We start from the raw sequence: 18,433 nt of genomic DNA on the forward strand, positions 1-18,433 counted from the left end.
TTTCTGATTACTGCCTTCCAAAAACTTTAAATAGAACCACTATTGATGCGTTTTTTCGCGTTGTACTCACAAAAAATAATTACGAATTAATTATCATTTATTTTCGGCTTAGTACTTAAAGAACGGAAATTTAAGCTGTTCTTTTTTAGTCAAGACTAGAAATGAATCACCTTAATTTTTCCTATTTCAAATGTTCACCGGTTTATATCAGAATTAACCGTAACATACAGTGTATAACTAATATAATTCATTTGTTTTGGTAATTTTTGTATACAATGAACAAACGTGAAAATTAATCAGAAGTTGTAAATTTTGAGGTAATAAAAGTAAAACTTTTCATGTCACTTCATTGAGCAATTTTTCAGGGACAAAACGGCTCTCATTATGATAAAAAACGTATTTATTGTTATTGTATTTCAGTTTTTATTGATGATGTCTTTGAAGTCCTCAGCACAAGATATTATATGGCTCCATTATTTTAATCGATACAAACTTTCCTATAAGTTTAGTATTGATTCAGATATAGGATATAGAGAATATATATCAGAAGGAAATCGTGGACAGTTGAGAAGTGGATTAAGATATGATATCAATGATAAGATGTATGTAAGAGGGGGCGTGATGTTTGTGGGAGGAACGCAAGTTCGTAGAGAAACTCGTTGGTATCAAGATTTTGTATTGAATACAAAAGTCAATGCTTTTACGCTGACGCAAAGAACTCGTTTTGAACAACAGCTTTTTGAAGGAAGTGATAAAGCAAAGGTCAGATTGCGTTATAATGCCTCTGTAAAATATTCATCCCCTTATGGATTTTTGACTTTAGGAGTAGAACCTTTTATTCCGTTGAATGATTCGCATTTGTACATTGGGAGTTACCGTACTTATGTGGGGGTGACCAGAAGAGCTTATAAAAATACGTTCGTGACGTTGGAGTATATTAATGAAAGAATAAGAAAACGAAATGAACATACTTCCATTATACCCACCCATTTAATTCGTATCAAAGTCAGTCATGTGATTAATCCATTGAAGATAGGGCCGTTATTTGGGAGGAATAAATGATAGTTTGAAAATTTGCGATTTGCAGTTTTTCTACTTTTATATCGCAAGTGTTAAGCCGATAGGCGCCACTTGTGATGACATATTGGCGAAGTCTCCTGACTTCGAAATACCACATTTTCATCTATTTCGAAGTCAGGAGACTTCGCCCAAGATCAGTTCCAAGTGTCGCTAGCACTTAACACTTGAAACATGGTGAGTATGTAACACTGGCTTTTCTCATATTCTAGTACTAAAACCAAAAACCCTTGAACTAAAATAATCCAAGGATTAAAAAAATATGATTAATACTAACTGAACTGTCTAACGATCAACACTCACATGAAATAGAGCGTCGCCCTTATAAACATTGGGAGCTGTATTGAGACCAAAAATATAGCAATCAAAAGGAGCGTATATTTTCTTCTCAAACTCACCATAAGGGTCAGAAACTCTTCCTATTAATGTTTTCTTTGTGACATGCTGACCATTTTCTACCATTGACTCAAATAGACCAGAGTAAGGAGCACGGAGCCACTTACTTTTTTTAATCAAAATAGACTCATGACTGTTTTCGACTTCACCATCATGCATATTCAAATGTTTCATGACATTCAAAGCACCATTTACACCGCAGTTGATAACACTTTTATCGAGGTGAAGTGATTTTCCACCTTCAAAAAGGATAATCGGTTTCCCCATTTTGTGAATCGTTTCACGAATAGAATGAGAAATGTATTTGGAATGCATCATATAAGGAGCTCCAAATGCCTTTGCCATACCGTATTCTTGCTCTTCATCAAAATTGCAACGTATGTTTGGGAAGTTGCTTCTATCAGCACCACCCGTATGAAAATCCACCACATAGTCTACATATGGAGCAATCTCTTTTGTAAACTTATGAGCAAATTGACCTGCCAATGACCCTCTTGACGAACCAGGAAACACACGGTTCAGATCACGACCATCAGGAAAAGCTCTCTTTAAGTTGAGATAACCAAAAACGTTAAACACGGGAATACAAATGACTGTTCCTCTTTTTGGTTTATGGTATTTCTTTCTGATGATGTCCCTAACAATGGCAACACCATTTGATTCGTCACCATGTACTCCTCCGAGAAGGAGAAGTACTGGCCCATCTTTCTTACCTCTTTCTACGATTACAGGTACTTTTAGGCTATTTCGAGTGTGAAGTTTAGCAACATCCAACTCAAGGATAGCACCTTTTCCTTTTTTAATTTCTGTGCCTAACAGCACAAATTTATCACTAGACATTTCTTTCAAGATATTTAATAATCTCCTTCGCGATGTCAACGTTAGTTGCGTTTTCAATTCCCTCTAAACCTGGAGAAGAATTGACTTCTAACACTAACGGACCATTTTTAGATTGTAGCATATCTACGCCTGCCACACCTAGCCCCATTGCTTTAGTCGCTTTTAAAGCAGTAAGTTCTTCTTCATTTGAAAGTTCTATCAATTGAGCACTTCCTCCTCTGTGTAGGTTTGAGCGGAATTCACCCTCTTTTCCCTGACGTTTCATCGCCCCCACTACACGTCCGTCTATTACAAAAGCACGTATATCGGCTCCTCCAGATTCTTTGATAAATTGTTGAGCAATCACTCTAGCTTTCAAACCATTAAATGCTTCAATCACCGAGCTAGCCGCATTTTTTGTTTCTGCCAATACAACACCAAGTCCTTGTGTCCCTTCTAAAAGCTTTAAGATCAGTGGAGCACCACCAACAGATTCAATGACATGATCCACATCTTTAGTATAGTTAGTGAATACTGTTTTTGGAAGACCCACACCTGCTTTTGCAAGAATTTGAAGGCTTCTTAATTTATCTCTAGAGTTTGCAAGCGCTTGAGAATCTACTGCTGAAAACACTTGCATCATCTCAAACTGACGAACTACAGCTGTACCGTAAAATGTTACAGACGAACCGATTCGAGGAATTATAGCATCTATATCATCCAAGTATTTCCCATTGTAAAATATTCTGGGGCTTTTCTTTTCCAATTCAATTGTACACTTTAAGTGATCTACAACGATCGCTTTGTGTCCTAATTGTTCCGCCGCTTCAACTAAGCGTTGAGTAGAATATAATTTTGGGTTTCTTGAAAGGATAGCAATTTTCATTTGATTGTTGTTTTAAAATTTTATTGGTTTATTTCAATGCTGTTTTTAGATCTGGAAGACATGTTTTTTGTAGAAGGGTCCACGATGAAATTCTTATTCAAAAACTTTCTTCCTATTAAGACCGGAAATCTCATTTCACTTCGATCTGAAAGTGATAACTCAATCGGATATTCTTTATTAAATAGAATGACTTGTGTTCTGATGACAAATCGTTCCTCAATATCCCCGAACGAGCTTCTGACTTTTTTCGATTTATAATTTCTGACGGTTATAATCTGATCTTGGTATTTCGGGTAGGTATCATCCAATACCTTAAAACGGAGGTACTTCGTACCGTTGATATTTATTTCGTGGATCTCATGACAATGAATAGATGAAGTGTAAGCTCCTGTATCTATTTTCACATCAAGATTTTCTAGATTTAATTCTGGAAAATCTAGAAGATCAGTTCTTCCAATAATTTCCATGATGCGTTATCATTATGTTTTTAAAATGAATATTAAATAGAGATTTTTAAAGAGTTGTTATGCACTATTGTTGTATAATTAATTGAGTTAGCATATAGTATATAATTTTAATCTTTATAATTTCTTTTGCATGATTATTAATTTGTAGAGAGACAATTTTTTAATTTTAATTGGTGTTTTTTATTGTTAATAACATTTACTTATAAACGCTATTTATCCCAATGACCTTTTCGACGATATCCCTTTACTTTTTAATAATTCATACAACTCAAAATTATCCAGAGAGCTAGTAATACGGTAGTTAAACACAGTATGTTACGGTTACAAATCAAAAAAAATATTAAATTTTTATCACCTTTATTTTTGACTGTTTTAATGAAGTTTTTTAAGGGTTAAAACTCTGTAAGTCAGTATTTAAAACAGTGTGTAATTAGCTTTCAAATATTCATGTTAAATACGAATATCACTCTATGATCGTATCAGTAGATCTTCTATCATCTTATTGTAATGAAATTTAGCTTTTGACTTCACACCCTAGATTTATTGCTTCGTTTTTCATCAATGGAAAAAATGAAGAAGAAGGATATTTGGAAGTAGAATAACGAAACCTAGCAGACAATTCATTACATCATTGATTGCCCTTTCTCGCTTTACAGTAACATACGGTAAATAACTAACATAAGACTTCTTTCATGCTCAATTTTGCATCAAGATAAAACGGAAAACAATGAAGGAAGTTGTCGAAAGTCTTTTAAAAAATGAGCTGAAAAGTGATTTTCCAGAGCATAAACAAACTATAGATCATCTCTTTAATTCTATAGATATCATCATGGACCTGGCAAGAGATTACTATTTCTGCAAACATCAGATTAAAGTGTTGGATAAAGACACAAAAGGTGATTTGGTAGAAGAGTATAAGGATGTATACCAAGAGCTCCATAAAGAACTGAACCACTTCATTCATAAATACAGTATTCAAATCAATAAAAATCAATCAAAATGAACAAAAAAAGATTAAACCTGATCAAGGTGCTTATACTTACCTTGTCATTATCTGCTCTCGTTGGTTTTACATACGCTACAAAAAATAGTAACAAAAAAGCGGGAGATCCTGAAAATATTCCGGATATACCAGATGTAAACATTACTTCTATATCGAAAGAAGAAGCTATGGCTCCTCATTATAAAGTTGCCGGTATTATAGGAGAAAAAGTAAAATTTGAATTATTACTTCCTGATAATTGGAACGGTAAATTTGTCTTCGGCGGTGGCGGCGGATATGTAGGTTCTGTTATCAATGTAGCTTTAAGTTACAATGCTGTAGAAAAAGGATATGCAACAGTTGGAACAGATACAGGGCATGAAGGTGCTAATGCAATAGATGGTAGATGGGCCCAAGGAGATATGGAAGCTGTTGTCAACTTTGGCCATATGGCCGTTCATAGAACAACAGTAGTTTCTAAAGCAATTATTGAGGCTTTTTATGCAAAGCAAATTGATTATAGCTACTTCGTTGGTTGTTCAAGAGGTGGTGGACAAGCCATGATGGAAGCACAACGTTACCCAGATGATTTTGATGGAATTACTGCTGGAGCACCTGCTTATAATTGGACAATGGGACTAGGAATGGGTATGATTCATAACATGATTAACATGTATCCAGATCCAAATAATATAGATGAGCCATTAGTAAGTGTCGCTGATTTAAAGTTAATAGAAGATACTTATCTAGAAATGTGCGACGAACTAGATGGTATTAAAGATGGTATTCTGAATGATCCAAGATTATGTGATTTTGATATCGCTACTCTATTATGTGATGGAGAGAAAAAAGAAGATTGTTTATCTCAAGAACAAATAGATGCATTGAATGCTATTTATGAAGGACCAAAAGACAAGGATGGTAAAATGTATTATGGCTTTCCATTAGGTGGAGAAACACATAAAGACGGTTGGTCTAAATGGATAACAGGAGGTTTAAACAATGTTGATGCACAAACTACTTTCCATCAAGGAATTGATAATGAGGCTTCAGAAGATTTTCCTGTTCCTCCAAACTTCCAGTATGCATTTGGATCTCATTTCATGAAGTTCTTTGTCTACCAAGATTCTTCATGGACATATGAAGATTTTAACTATGATTCATTCAGAGATGATGCTTTGCTTGTTGGAAAAACATTGAATGCAACGAGTCCTGATTTATCAAAATTCAGAGCTAGAGGCGGAAAATTATTAATGTATTCAGGATGGTCTGATACAGCTATCACTTCGTTAGGCACAATAGGATATTATGAAGATGTAATCAATTTTGATGAAACAGCAGCAGATGATGTAAAGTTATTTATGATGCCTGGAGTACTGCATTGTGCAGGTGGCGATGGTCCTTGGTATGTAAACTGGATTGATGAAATAGATAACTGGGTGGCAAAGGATAAAGACCCAGATCAAATCACTGTTTATTTTGTAGATGAGAAATTGAAACCAACGGGTTCTAGATTGCTTTGTCCTTACCCTGAGGCAGCTCAGTATGATGGTAAAGGTGATACGCGTGATGTGAAATCTTTTGGATGTGAATAATTAAGAAATCATGTTAGGTATAATAGAAATTGCATTAATCACATTCCTGGCTTTACTGCCCATTTCCAATCCTTTCAGTTCGGTGCCTTTGTTTTTATCATTGACCAAAGGACATACTAGAGAGTGGTCGAATCAGCAAGCCTTAATGGCAAGTGTATTTATGGCCGGAATCCTCCTTACCTTTTTATGGTCAGGGGCAATAATCATAGAGTTTTTCGGAATCTCTATTCCCGCCATACGAGTAGCCGGTGGATTGATCATCATGAAAGTAGGTTTTGGGATGTTGAACCCCAAAGAAACAGAAGAACTTTCAGATGAGATCAAAGAAGAATCAAAGACAAAAAGTGATATTTCCTTTACTCCCTTGGCCATGCCTTCATTGGCTGGCCCAGGGTCAATATCAGTAGTGATCAGTATGGCGGCAGGGTCGGATAATTTACCGGGTTATGTAGCCATTTCCTTAGGTGTTTTGATGGTGGTATTAGTCGCTTACTTATCGATGAGGGGAGCACCTTATATTTCAAAAGTATTAGGTGTAACAGGACTCGATGCCTTGACTAGAATCATGGGCTTTATCCTTATTTGTGTGGCTTTCCAGTTTGTATTAGACGGTATTGGAGGTTATATCGAAAGTGAAAAGTTCTTGAAACCTATTCTTGAGCAACTACAGTTTTTGACAACCTAATTGTAGTTCCATCAAAGGAAATTTTCAATAGGTGAGCATTCAAAACCATGAACAACACAGAGAATAAAACGAAATCCTTGAAGTTAATGATTTCCATAGTGGTAAGCATCTGGGTTCTCTCAGGCTTGCTTATCTACTTTGGATTAGATACTTGGGATCAAAGAGGCACTTTCGGAGATTTATTTGGAGCCGTCAATTCTCTCTTTTCAGGACTCGCTTTTGCCGGTTTGATGTATACTATTTTTCTCACACAGCAAGATCTGGAAATTCAGAGAAAAGAAGTGTATGAAAATAGAAAACAGCTGATAAAGTCGGCCAAAGCACAGCAGAAATCTGAAAAGGCATTGGCAGAACAAGTGGAACAGATGAAAATTGCTTCAAGATTGGATGCCTTAAAAACATTAATCGGTTATTACAACCTTCAAATTGCCAATATCAATAACACCAAAGAGGTGATTGAGAAAGCAAAACAGAAGAGGAAATTGACCATTCAAGAGATAGAAGAGTTAATAGATAGAATTGATGATGATGTACTAGAATAGCAAACGTTGTATTCATAGTTAAAACAGTATTTGATGTAAACTGTAATTTAAGCTTAGTTAAGCTAAACCAATGGGGTCACCTTTCATTTCTTGTAAATGGGGTGGCCTTTCTATTCTTTTTAATGTGGAAGAACTTCCCTCGGCCTTGAAGGGAAAAGCGTTAAGAATTTCATGAATTGAGCCGTTAAAAATGATTTTCTTGTTTGAGTGCAGCGAGTTTAAAATCATTTAGGCGAGAGTAAGGAAATTTAGCTTTTGACTTCTAAGCCTAGCTTTTTTTGCTTCGTTTTTTCAGCAATGGAAAAAATGAAGAAGAAGGTTGCTTGAAAGTAGATCATAGAATACTTGTAGAACTATCGGTTAAATATTTAAAACCAATATCAACTTTTTCAATCATAAAAATCACCCATTGTAACATTTTTCATGTTACCGTTACATACGGTGTTTAACTAACATAAGAGTGGAAAGAATGAGACTTTTGTAAGGTAATCTAATCAAAGAACGTAATCATTCAATCATGAAAAAAACAAAAGAAATTCTCGCTCTTCTACTACTGTTTGCAGTGAGTTCCATCTCATATGGACAGAGTAAAGCAGATGAAATTGCTCAGAAATTACAGAATCCATTATCGAAGATTTCTGCTTTACCAATTCAAAATAATTTTGGGATGAATCCAGATAACACAATGAGTTATGGTTTATCATTCCAACCTATTCATGGTACGAGCTACGATAAATTTAATATTATTCATAGAGCAGTAATTGGTGTCAACTATATGCCCGGAATGGATGCAGGTCCTGAATTAGGAAAAATTGATGGACAGTGGGGATTAACAGATATCAATTACTCCTTCTTATTCTCACCAAAGACAGTGAAAAAAGTAGCTTGGGGTATTGGACCATCGATTAATCTTCCAACCGCAACAAATGAATTCTTAGGAACAGGACAATGGAGTGGTGGTTTATCTGCTGTTGTAGTTTACCAAACGGGTAAATGGACTTTTGATGGTGTAGTTCGTCAAACATGGTCGTTTGCAGGTGATAACACAAGAATAGGTGTAAATCAAATGGTATTACAACCGCTTATTGCTTACAGTTTAGGTAAAGGATGGGTAGTAAATACATTCCCTACAATCATGGCAAACTGGGATCATGAACAAGGACAGCAATGGACGGTACCAGTAGGTGCAGGACTTTCAAAAGTAGTCTTTATGGGTAAAATGCCAGTAGCGGTAGGTGCTCAATATTACAAATATGTGGTAAGACCAGATCTTGCTCCAACACAAGAATTCAGGCTAATGGCCAATTTTATTTTTTCTAAATAGACTGCTGAATATAAAGTTATGAATACAAAAATAATACTTTCAATTACTGCTTTTGTAATTATGATGAGTAACACACTAAATGCTCAAAATAAATCTCCCTATACAGGCGGTAATACAGAATTAGTAACGATGCCACATGGAGCTGTCGTGAATAAAAATTTACCTGAAAGACTTTCTAAAGTAGTACATGAATCTCCACAAGTTGTAGAATTAGGAAAAGGGGTTTGGAGTTTGGAAGGGTTTTCTATTGCCAACCTTGGTGTAATTGAAGGTGAAACGGGGCTAATAGTTTATGATACAGGAAATGATAATGAAAATGCTCGAGAATTCTTAAAAGGAATTCGTACTGTTACAGATAAGCCCGTCAAAACAATTATATATAGTCATTCTCATTATGTGTCAGGGGGGAAAGGTTTACTAGAAGGTAATGAAGAGTATACAGTAATTGGCCACCCAAAAGTCAATAAAAACATCCTTGAGAGTGGTGGTAAAGGAGCATCAATTCCAGAATTAGCACCTGTTTTAGAAGCTCGTTATTATGAACAATTTAATGTTTATGTTCCTTCAGAAGGAGCTGATGCCCCATTTAATCTTTCTCCTGTTCCAAGTAAAGACAAAGAATTTTTACCTGTTACAAAAACTGTAGAAAATGAAGAGCTTCTAGAGATTGATGGTGTGAAAATTCAATTTTTCACTGACTATGATAGTGATACAGATGATTGTTTAATGATATATTTACCTGAAAAAGAAGTAGTTTTTTCAAATATATATTGGAATGTATACCCTAATTTATACACTTTAAGAGGTTCATTATATAGAGATCCTACACCTTGGATGAAAGGACTTCAGAAAATTAGAGATCTTGGACCAAAGTATATGTTCGGCACCCATTCCAAAGCCGTAATTGGTAAAAATGAAGTGAGAGAAGCGGTAACTTATTATCATGATGGATTGGCTTACATATACGACCAAACGTTACGTCGTATTATATTAGGAGAGTCTCCAGATGAATTACGCCATACGGTTACCTTGCCAGAACACTTAGCAAAATTCTCAAATAATCAATTTAGTTATGGAGAGGAAAGCTATTATGCTCCCAATATCTATAATTATGCTTTAGGTTGGTTTAATGGTAATACTATGGATTTGAATCCTAGTCATCCTCTTCATGCAGCACAAAAAATTGTAGAAGGTTTTGGAGGTAAAGAAAATGTAATTAAAGCGATTCTTAAAGCTAGTGAGGAAAAAGATTTCGCATGGTCTACACAACTAGCAGGATATTTATATAAAGTATTCCCTAATGATCAAGAAGTAAGACAAATCACTGCTGATCAACTACGAAGTATGGGACAGTTAGCAGAAGCAATAATTCCAAGATCATGGTATTTGGGACAAGCGAATGCATTAGAAAATAAAACCGAAATACTTCATATCGTTTTACCTAAACCCGAACATATTTTACAATCAGAACCAGGAACCTATGTAAATATGATGAGAGTGCGTATTGACCCTGAAAAAAGTATCAATACAGATCAATTTCTTGTTTTCCAGTTTACAGATATAGAAGAGCAACCTCAGTTCGGTTTGCATATTAGAAATGGAGTAGCAGAATATGTCGAAAACCCTTCAGCTTATTATAAATCACAAGATGTACTTGTAAAAGTACCTAGGGCATTATTTGCAGCATATTATGCTGGAACAATAGACATTGAAAAACTGCTTTCTAATCCTCAAACATCAAGTAGTATTGATAAGAGCTCAACATTAAAATTATTAAATCAATTTGACTGGTTTAATGTTGATTCACCTGTTTTAAAGTTAAATAAGGTCTAATAAAAATATCTACGAAAATGAAAAAAATTATAACACTAGCGGTAGCTTCAGTTCTAATGTGCGGTACCCTTCAAGCACAAGAAAGCAGATATATGGGAGGTGAAGTTGAAATGACCACCTTACCGAATGGAGGTGTTCTAAACAAAAATGCACCAGAATCTTTAGCTAAAACTTGGACACATGAATCAAAAGTGGTTCAATTAGCAGAAGGTATTTGGAGTTTGGAAGGTTTTGCACATGTAAACTGTGCCGTCATTGAAGGAGAAAATTCTTTGATTATTTATGATACAGGAAATGATATTGAGGATGGGAAAAAGTTTCTGAATGAAATAAAAAAAATAAGTAATAAACCTGTTAAAACAATCATTTATAGCCATGCTCATTATGTATGGGGAAGTAGTCCATTACTAGAAGGTCAAATGGTGTATAATGTAATTGGACATCCTAATTTGAATAAAAACATTAAAGAGAGTGGTGGAATGGGAGCATCGATCCCAGAGTTATCACCTCTATTAACCGGGAGAGCTTATGAACAATTTGATATTTATACTCCAAGTGAAGGAGAAGATGCACCTTTAGCATCATCACCTATAGGAAAAGGTGAAAAGGGATTTGCTCCAGTTACTAAACCTGTAGAAGATGGCGAAATAGTAACTATTGACGGCGTGAAAATGCAATTTTTCACTGAATTTAGTAGTGATACTGACGACTGTTTATTGGTCTATTTCCCTGAAAAAGAATTGGTGTTAAATAACTTATACTGGCCTGTATATTCTAATCAATATACATTAAGAGGTTCATTATATAGAGATCCAATTCCATGGATGAATGGATTAAAAAAAATCAGAGATCTTAATCCAAAATATATGATCAATACACATACAACTGCAATTTCTGGAAAAGAAAAAGTAATGGAAGCTGTAACGAATTATCATGATGGTTTAGCATACTTGTATGATCAAACCTTAAGACAAATTTTATTGGGCGCATCTCCTAATGAGTTAAGCCATATTGTTCAATTGCCAAAACATCTAGCTGAATGGCCTAATAACCAATTAACATATGGAGAAATGAGCCAATATCCTAAGAATATCTACAACTATGCTCTTGGTTGGTATGATGGAAACGCTACCAATATCAATAAAGTTGAGCCAAGTATTGAGGCCAGAAAGATGGTTTTAGGTTTTGGAGGAAAGAATAAAATGATGGAGCAAGTAGAGATTGCATTAGACAATAAAGAATATGCATGGGCCACTCAATTAACAGATTATCTATACAAGGTCTATCCAAATGATCAGAAAGTTCGTCAACAAAAAGCGGATGCTTTAAGAAAAATGGGACAGGTCACGGAGTCATCAATTTCAAGATCATGGTATTTATCTCAAGCAAGAGCTTTAGAAAATAAAGTAATGATTCCTCATATCATTTTACCTGAAGTTGCTCAAATAATGGACTCTGAACCTGGAACTTTTGTGAATATGATGAGAGTGAGAATTAATCCAGAGAAGAGTATTGATACAAATAAATTAATCGTTTTTGAGTTTACAGATGTAGAAAATAGACCTCAATTTGGGTTACATATCAGAAATGGAATTGCCGAATTTGTGGAAAATCCTTCAACATATTATAAAGAAAAAGATGTAGTGATAAAAGTACCAAGAGAGTTATTCGCTAATTATTATGCTGGAAAAATTAATGTTGAAAAATTATTATTCAATAGTAATAAGGTGTCTATGAATATTAATCAAACAGAAGTACAATGGTTATTAGAACAATTTGATTGGTTTGACGCAAAGGCTCCAATTTTAAAGTACAATAAGGGGGTCAGTAAATAAGCATTTATAATAATACAAAGTATTAGGATAGAAATGTCCCAATACACTACTTCAACCAATTTAATAATGATGAAGTTCACTCACGTTCTCCTTGCTATTCTATTCACTACCATTGTAGGATACAATCAATCGTATGCCTCAGAAGTACCAGATTCAACAGGGGTGAAAGCTGTTCAAAGTGGTGTTTCAGTTCCAAAGTTCACCTATCAATTTTCAGGTAGAGTTCATAAGTCATTGATGATGGTGAATGATGGAGGAGGCAGTTTGGAAGGTCCTTATGTAATGGATTCTGATCAATCACCTTCAAGGTTAAAACTTTTGGTTCAAAATAGAGATTCCTCACCATTTTTTCTGGGGGCAAACATAGAGGTAGGGTTGCACAGTAAAAGACCAACCCACATCTCACAGGAGCAAGCCAATCCAGAAGCTGTCATCAGAATAATGGCAAGCGAGTTGACATTTGGACATGAAAAGTATGGTTATATAGATTTAGGAATAGGATTAACTTCCTCCACCATGTTTCTAGAAAGTGATTTAAGTGGAATTGCGAATAGTAATCTCCTGACTGTAGGGTTAGCCTCACAAGGGTTATATTTTAGAGATCGGGAGACGGGAGAACTGAGTGACACTCAAATTGTAGATTATTATTACACACCGGGAAGAATGTTGATTACAGATAGAATAAGATATAGAAGTCCAATTCTATTTGACGGTTTTCAAATTCAAGGAGGAGTAGCAACGGATGGAAAATGGGATGCAGCAGCAAGGTATTTTAAGACCTTTGAGCATTGGGACTTCAGATCGTATGTCTCTTATGAACATACACCTTCAGTAGCTTTTTCAGGAAGAGGAGTTCTAGGTTTATCAGCTAAGCATCATGCTTCAGGTCTCAGTGTTTCGTCTTTGTTTTCAAAAGCTGGAGCAACGGAGAATAATAGGAATCCTAACAGCTATATTATTAGGTTAGGTTTAGAAAGAAATTGGTGGAAATATGGAAGTACTTCATTTACGATTGATTACGGTGAGGGGCGTGATATAAGAACTTATCATGATAAAATCGAAAGCGTAGGAGCCTTTGTACAGCAAAAAATCACTCCATTAAATTTCGATGTATACGCAGGTTTTCGGAAGTATACCGTTTACAGTCCAGAAGAAAACTTACTGCCAATACAGACAGCGACATTGGGTATGATATTCATTTTTTAAATCGAAAAATTATGAATCAATATTTTCACAATATCAATTTAGACATAGGTAATATTTTATCGACCGTTTTAATCATTTCAATTGCTTTAGCATTGAAGCTTTCCTTTCTCAGGTTATTGAATAAAACGACTATAAGATCCACTTTTCATGCAAGAAGAAAAGTATTGATCTCAAAAGTGATCAATGTAGCGGTTATCGCTGTTTCTATTCTCTTGGTATTGGGCGTGTGGGAAGTCAATCCAGAAGATTTGGGGATTTATTTGACCTCCATATTTACCATTATAGGTGTCGCTTTTTTTGCACAGTGGTCACACCTTTCCAATATCACAGCTTGCGTAATTATATTCTTAACCAGCCCAATGAAAATTGGTGATAAGATAACAATATATGAAGGTGATGGTATTAATGGAGAGATTACAGATATAGGATTATTCTTTACAACAATTATCACAGAAGACAACCAAAGACTAATGTTGACCAATACATTTTTCATGCAGAAAATGTGGTCAGTGAAGCTATCAACGATAAAGTGAAGATGTTGAGAATATGATTTATTTAGAGTTTGAATTTGAAGTAAACTATGGTACATAAGTAATTGGTTGTTTTTGCTTTCAAAACAGCCAAACACTTTGTATCTGTAATAGGAGTATAAAAGTAGTTAATTTAGCTATAAGCATCAGGTTTTATCTGATGCTTATTTTTTTATTCGTTGATTAGAATCGCATTTGATTTAAAAGAGAAGCCATGCTGACTGAAGTTGCCAATATTGATGGCTTCTATCAGTGCTTTGTTTTTTGGTGTTGATGTAGTACCATATTTAACAATAAAGTTGGCGCCAACACCACCTAAACTTTCTCTTTTCTCCACGATATATTCGGCAGATTCCAAAGGTTTTAATTCCAATGTTTCACCTTTTAAGTAACTTCTTAATAATACCCCATTGCTATCATAATAATCAGCCGTAGTGAAGTAAAGCGTGTCCGTTGTACTCACATTTCTCAAACTCAAAATTACTGTACATTGGAATTTATCATTTCCTTCCTGATAGTATAAATCAGAATAGGCCGCCACATAATATTTTTCTTTGAATGTGAGATGTGGAGTTTCACTAGGTTTTATGATTTTTGAAGTCAAGTCTTCAGATACTAGTGATACCTTCTTCTGCTCACAAGAAGAAAAAGCAATTAATAGAATAAAAAATAGAACTATATGACGCATGTTTATAGGTTTTGTCTAGTGATGATATTTTAACGAAAATAGAAAGAAAAACCTGTATTGTAAAGAAAAAAGACCCCATCAGTTTTCACTAATGAGGTCATTTATTATTTAGATTTCAAAACCAGCGTTTTTCTAGTCATAAATCTCATTGATTTCACTTTCATATTTTTTATTGATGATCTTTCTCTTTGGCTTTAGAGTAGGAGTAACCTCACCGGTTTCCACCGTCCATTCATTTTCCAATAACTTGAACTTTTGAATTTTCTCCCAACGAGCAAAATCAATATTCGCTTTTTGAATTTCCTTCTTGAATTTATTGAAAACTTGATTGTTTTTGATCAATTCCTGTTTGGTATCAAAAGCAATTTGTTGCTCTTGTGACCATCTTTCCAAGGCTTCGAAGTTAGGAACTATCAATGCTGAAGCAAACTTTTGGTTACTACCGATAACGGCAACTTGTTCAATGAAGAATGATTCTTTCAGTTTATTTTCCAACAGTTGTGGTGCAATGTATTTACCAGCAGAAGTTTTGAATAATTCTTTTTTACGGTCTGTAATTTTTAAGAATTTTCCATCCACTAGTTCTCCAATATCACCAGTATGTAACCACCCATCTACTACAGTTTCAGCCGTCAATTCGGGTTGCTTATAATAACCTTTCATGATGTTAGGGCCTTTAATAAGAATCTCACCATCGCTTGCAATTTTCACATCAATTCCCTCCAAAGTAGGTCCAACAGTACCCACCATCATATTTTCAGGAGTAATACGATTGACACAAACCACTGGAGATGCTTCAGACATACCATAGCCTTCACATACTTTAATTCCTGCTGCCCAGAAAGAGCGAATTAACCTTGGCTGAAGAGCAGCAGCTCCAACATTCATATTTTTAATATTGCCACCTAGAGCCTCACGCCATTTACTAAAAACCAGTTTGTCGGCTACTTTGTGTTGGATCTTTTGCCATAGCGATTGTTTTTCTCGAGGATCATATTTTAATCCTAAGTTTAAAGACCAGAAAAAGATCGCTTTCTTAAGCCCTTTGGCCTCCATGCCTTTCCCTACAATTGTATCGTAAACTTTTTCCAATAATCGAGGAACTGTACAGAAAACATCTGGTTTTACCTCTTTCATGGCTTCGCCTACTTTAATGACACTTTCTGCGTAATAAACAGATGTAGAGTTGTTGATATATGAAAAAACACTAGTGCGTTCATAAACATGTGAGAGTGGTAAGAAACTTAATGCTTTTCCACTTCCTTCCTCTACAGGCAATGTTTTTGCGGCAGCAATTGCATTGGTAACCACATTTCGGTGAGTTAGCATTACTCCTTTTGGAGGGCCAGTAGTGCCTGAAGTATACACGATGGTATATAAATCTTCTTCTGCTATCGACCGCTTTACTTGAGTAAGTTGTTGCCCCTCTTCTTCAGAAATGTCTTTTAAGAAAGACCTCCAAGATTGAATACCTTCAATATCTTCAAAAGAAAAAATGTCTTCCAATGATGCTAATTTATCTTGAATAGACTTGATTTTCTTTACGAGTGCATTGGTTTCAATAAAAGCAATTTTTATCTCTGCGTGGTTGAAAATGTAATTGTAATCTTCAATGGTAATAGTAGGGTAAATGGGTACGGCCACTGCTCCAATTTGCGAGCAAGCCAAATCAATAAAGTTCCATTCTGGTCTATTTTCAGAAACAATAGCGATTTTGTCTCCTTTTTGAATACCATATTGCAATAGGGAATTACTTACTTGATTGATGATATGAAGAACATCATCAGTAGAATAAGTTTTCCATGTTCCTTTTTCTTTTGCAGCTAAGCAGACGTCAATACCTTTGTACTTACGTTTTTGCTGTTCAATAAAATCAAAAACTCTTGTTGGTTTCATATGGTTCGTTGTGGATAAGTACAGTTGTACTTAAGAATTGAAATTTATGTCAAATATGAGGGTATATTGGATATTGTGCACCCAACAAAATTATTTTATATCATCTCTTTTATAGTTGTGATTACAGTCTTCAAAATAGTTTGAACAGAATCACCATTTAGAATCTTCTAGTATAAGTACTCACAAAAAAGAATCAAGAATAAATGATAAACTAATTTTAAATGAAGTACTTAAGAAATACAAATAAACATAATATTTACCCTGAAATACGATGATTTACGTTAAGCTTTTTGAACTAGAAATAAATCATCAGCGTTTAAATAAAAATATTCGAAGACAAAATTATAATATTTTAATGAGATAATATTCATTCATTATAAACTTATATTATCCTGTTCTCAAAAGAATTACTTATTTTTCAAACTCATTAAGCACAAAAACAGAATGTTCACATTTGATAAAAAGAAACATTGGGAAAAGATTTACGAAACGAAGCCGTTGGAAAAAGTAAGTTGGTATCAATCCACACCTGAAACTTCACTGAATTTTGTTGAAAGATCTTTTTTAGCTCCTGATGATAAAATAATTGATATTGGAGGAGGAGATAGTTTATTAGTTGATCATTTATTGGCAAAAGGTTTTCAGGATCTTACAGTTTTAGATATTTCTGAAAAAGCATTGGTAAGGGCAAAGGAAAGACTAGGAAGTAAAGCTGAGCAAATAAAATGGATTGCGACAGACGTTTGTCAGTTTAAATCGGATTCGCAATATGCGTTTTGGCATGATAGAGCTGCATTTCATTTTTTGACTGATCCACAAGATATAGAAAACTATAAGAGAGTAGTATCTCAATCTATAAAGACTGATGGTGTGATGTTGATTGCTACTTTTTCTGAGCAAGGTCCAACAAAGTGCAGTGGCATTCCAATTCAGCAATATTCAACTGAAAGTTTGGCGAATGTGTTTGAAGATGATTTTGAATTAGTCAATACTCAAATTATTGATCATACGACTCCATTTGATACGGTTCAAAATTTTGTTTTTTGTTGCTTTAGAAAGAAATAAAAAAACTCCTTTAAGGAAAATCGCCTAAAGGAGTTTCGTCATTATTTTTCTTCATATAAATTAATTAGGTAGGTTCATCTGTAACTCAGAAAACCCCTGATATGTTTTAAGTAATTCTATGACATAATGGTTTTTTCCTTTTAAGTAGTGTTCTAGCGGTAAACTTTGGTCATATTCTTTTATAAAACCGGCTTCCTCCAAATCTTCCCAAAGAATTTCTTTAAAGGCCATTGACCAAGTGTTAAAGTTCCTCTCCTCAATCGTTCCAGAATAGATCTTTTGAACACTTTTATGACGGTCATCTCTTTTGATTTTAGAATACAGCTCTTCTACAACACTTTCATCTCCTTCAAGTACTTGGATGAATTTATCTTCTAGTAAGACTAACAGTCCTGTTAGTTGCTTGAGGACATTGTTTTTTCTACTCAAAATAAGTATTTCACGCAATACATCATCATCTAGTGAAACTTCACGCGTGCTTACATAACATAGGCAATACATAGTGTTTAACTGGTTTAATTAGTAAGTAACTGAGCTTTCGCTCTTTTAAAATTTTGATTTTTCATTATTTGATTTAAAGTCGATCTTTATTCTATGAAAAGATTTG

The 18,433-nt window shown here is 34.6% G+C and carries 17 protein-coding genes; 11 read left to right on the plus strand and 6 right to left on the minus strand.

Translation table 11 applies throughout. From position 1 onward, the window contains the following. Positions 1 to 384 precede the first annotated feature (384 nt). Positions 385 to 1,062, plus strand: coding sequence for a DUF2490 domain-containing protein (locus tag IC221_RS01045; protein WP_188167193.1), 678 nt, complete (start codon positions 385 to 387; stop codon positions 1,060 to 1,062). 300 nt (positions 1,063 to 1,362) lie between these two features. Here the strand turns inward: IC221_RS01045 and IC221_RS01050 are convergent, their stop codons facing one another. From IC221_RS01050 to IC221_RS01060, 3 genes are read right to left on the minus strand one after another with little or no spacing between them, the layout of a single operon-like run. Further along, entirely contained in the window at positions 1,363 to 2,313 is a 951-nt protein-coding gene (locus IC221_RS01050; RefSeq protein WP_188167194.1) for a succinylglutamate desuccinylase/aspartoacylase family protein, read from the minus strand. Then, positions 2,306 to 3,178, minus strand: a complete 873-nt coding sequence (gene rimK / locus IC221_RS01055) for a 30S ribosomal protein S6--L-glutamate ligase (protein WP_188167195.1) — start codon at positions 3,176 to 3,178, stop codon at positions 2,306 to 2,308. Before rimK ends, IC221_RS01050 begins: the two co-directional genes overlap by 8 nt. Positions 3,179 to 3,198: 20 nt before the next feature. After that, on the minus strand, positions 3,199 to 3,645 hold the full coding sequence (locus IC221_RS01060; RefSeq protein ID WP_223241254.1) for a RimK/LysX family protein: 447 nt from the start codon (positions 3,643 to 3,645) through the stop codon (positions 3,199 to 3,201). Between the two features lie 727 nt (positions 3,646 to 4,372). On the opposite strand from IC221_RS01060, the gene IC221_RS01065 reads away from it, so the two are divergent. From IC221_RS01065 to IC221_RS01105, 9 genes are all read left to right on the plus strand, one after another. Beyond that, positions 4,373 to 4,648 carry a hypothetical protein gene (locus IC221_RS01065; protein WP_188167196.1) on the plus strand — a complete coding sequence of 92 codons (276 nt, stop codon included), beginning with the start codon at positions 4,373 to 4,375 and terminating at the stop codon, positions 4,646 to 4,648. Then, positions 4,645 to 6,222: a tannase/feruloyl esterase family alpha/beta hydrolase gene (locus IC221_RS01070; RefSeq protein WP_188167197.1), complete on the plus strand. Its 1,578-nt coding sequence runs from the start codon at positions 4,645 to 4,647 to the stop codon at positions 6,220 to 6,222. The genes IC221_RS01065 and IC221_RS01070 overlap by 4 nt, the downstream gene beginning before the upstream one ends. A gap of 10 nt (positions 6,223 to 6,232) precedes the next feature. Next, positions 6,233 to 6,907 carry a MarC family NAAT transporter gene (locus IC221_RS01075; protein ID WP_188167198.1) on the plus strand — a complete coding sequence of 225 codons (675 nt, stop codon included), beginning with the start codon at positions 6,233 to 6,235 and terminating at the stop codon, positions 6,905 to 6,907. 47 nt (positions 6,908 to 6,954) lie between these two features. Next, entirely contained in the window at positions 6,955 to 7,449 is a 495-nt protein-coding gene (locus IC221_RS01080; RefSeq protein ID WP_188167199.1) for a hypothetical protein, read from the plus strand. 517 nt (positions 7,450 to 7,966) lie between these two features. After that, complete coding sequence (locus IC221_RS01085; protein WP_188167200.1) at positions 7,967 to 8,773, plus strand: hypothetical protein; 807 nt, start codon at positions 7,967 to 7,969, stop codon at positions 8,771 to 8,773. An 18-nt stretch (positions 8,774 to 8,791) separates the two neighbouring features. Further along, positions 8,792 to 10,606 carry an alkyl sulfatase dimerization domain-containing protein gene (locus IC221_RS01090; protein WP_188167201.1) on the plus strand — a complete coding sequence of 605 codons (1,815 nt, stop codon included), beginning with the start codon at positions 8,792 to 8,794 and terminating at the stop codon, positions 10,604 to 10,606. A gap of 17 nt (positions 10,607 to 10,623) precedes the next feature. Beyond that, positions 10,624 to 12,441 (plus strand): alkyl sulfatase dimerization domain-containing protein, encoded by a 1,818-nt coding sequence (locus tag IC221_RS01095; protein ID WP_188167202.1) that lies wholly within the window; start codon positions 10,624 to 10,626, stop codon positions 12,439 to 12,441. A gap of 66 nt (positions 12,442 to 12,507) precedes the next feature. Continuing rightward, the gene (locus tag IC221_RS01100) at positions 12,508 to 13,647 is read left to right on the plus strand and encodes a hypothetical protein (RefSeq protein WP_188167203.1); all 1,140 of its coding nucleotides are present in this window, start codon (positions 12,508 to 12,510) and stop codon (positions 13,645 to 13,647) included. A gap of 11 nt (positions 13,648 to 13,658) precedes the next feature. Then, complete coding sequence (locus tag IC221_RS01105; RefSeq protein ID WP_188167204.1) at positions 13,659 to 14,180, plus strand: mechanosensitive ion channel domain-containing protein; 522 nt, start codon at positions 13,659 to 13,661, stop codon at positions 14,178 to 14,180. Positions 14,181 to 14,349: 169 nt separating this feature from the next. On the opposite strand, the gene IC221_RS01110 is transcribed toward IC221_RS01105, so the two are convergent. Then, complete coding sequence (locus IC221_RS01110) at positions 14,350 to 14,865, minus strand: DUF3124 domain-containing protein (RefSeq protein WP_188167205.1); 516 nt, start codon at positions 14,863 to 14,865, stop codon at positions 14,350 to 14,352. A gap of 132 nt (positions 14,866 to 14,997) precedes the next feature. Continuing rightward, positions 14,998 to 16,761: a long-chain fatty acid--CoA ligase gene (locus tag IC221_RS01115; protein WP_188167206.1), complete on the minus strand. Its 1,764-nt coding sequence runs from the start codon at positions 16,759 to 16,761 to the stop codon at positions 14,998 to 15,000. Between the two features lie 444 nt (positions 16,762 to 17,205). Here IC221_RS01115 and IC221_RS01120 point away from each other — a divergent pair, with 444 nt between their 5' ends. Continuing rightward, a complete protein-coding gene (locus tag IC221_RS01120) occupies positions 17,206 to 17,826 on the plus strand; it encodes a class I SAM-dependent methyltransferase (RefSeq protein ID WP_188167207.1) in 621 nt (206 codons plus the stop codon). A gap of 60 nt (positions 17,827 to 17,886) precedes the next feature. Here the strand turns inward: IC221_RS01120 and IC221_RS01125 are convergent, their stop codons facing one another. Further along, positions 17,887 to 18,327, minus strand: a complete 441-nt coding sequence (locus IC221_RS01125) for a BLUF domain-containing protein (protein ID WP_223241255.1) — start codon at positions 18,325 to 18,327, stop codon at positions 17,887 to 17,889. Positions 18,328 to 18,433 lie beyond the last annotated feature (106 nt).

This window comes from Flammeovirga sp. EKP202 (assembly GCF_014534745.1).
Classification (GTDB): domain Bacteria; phylum Bacteroidota; class Bacteroidia; order Cytophagales; family Flammeovirgaceae; genus Flammeovirga.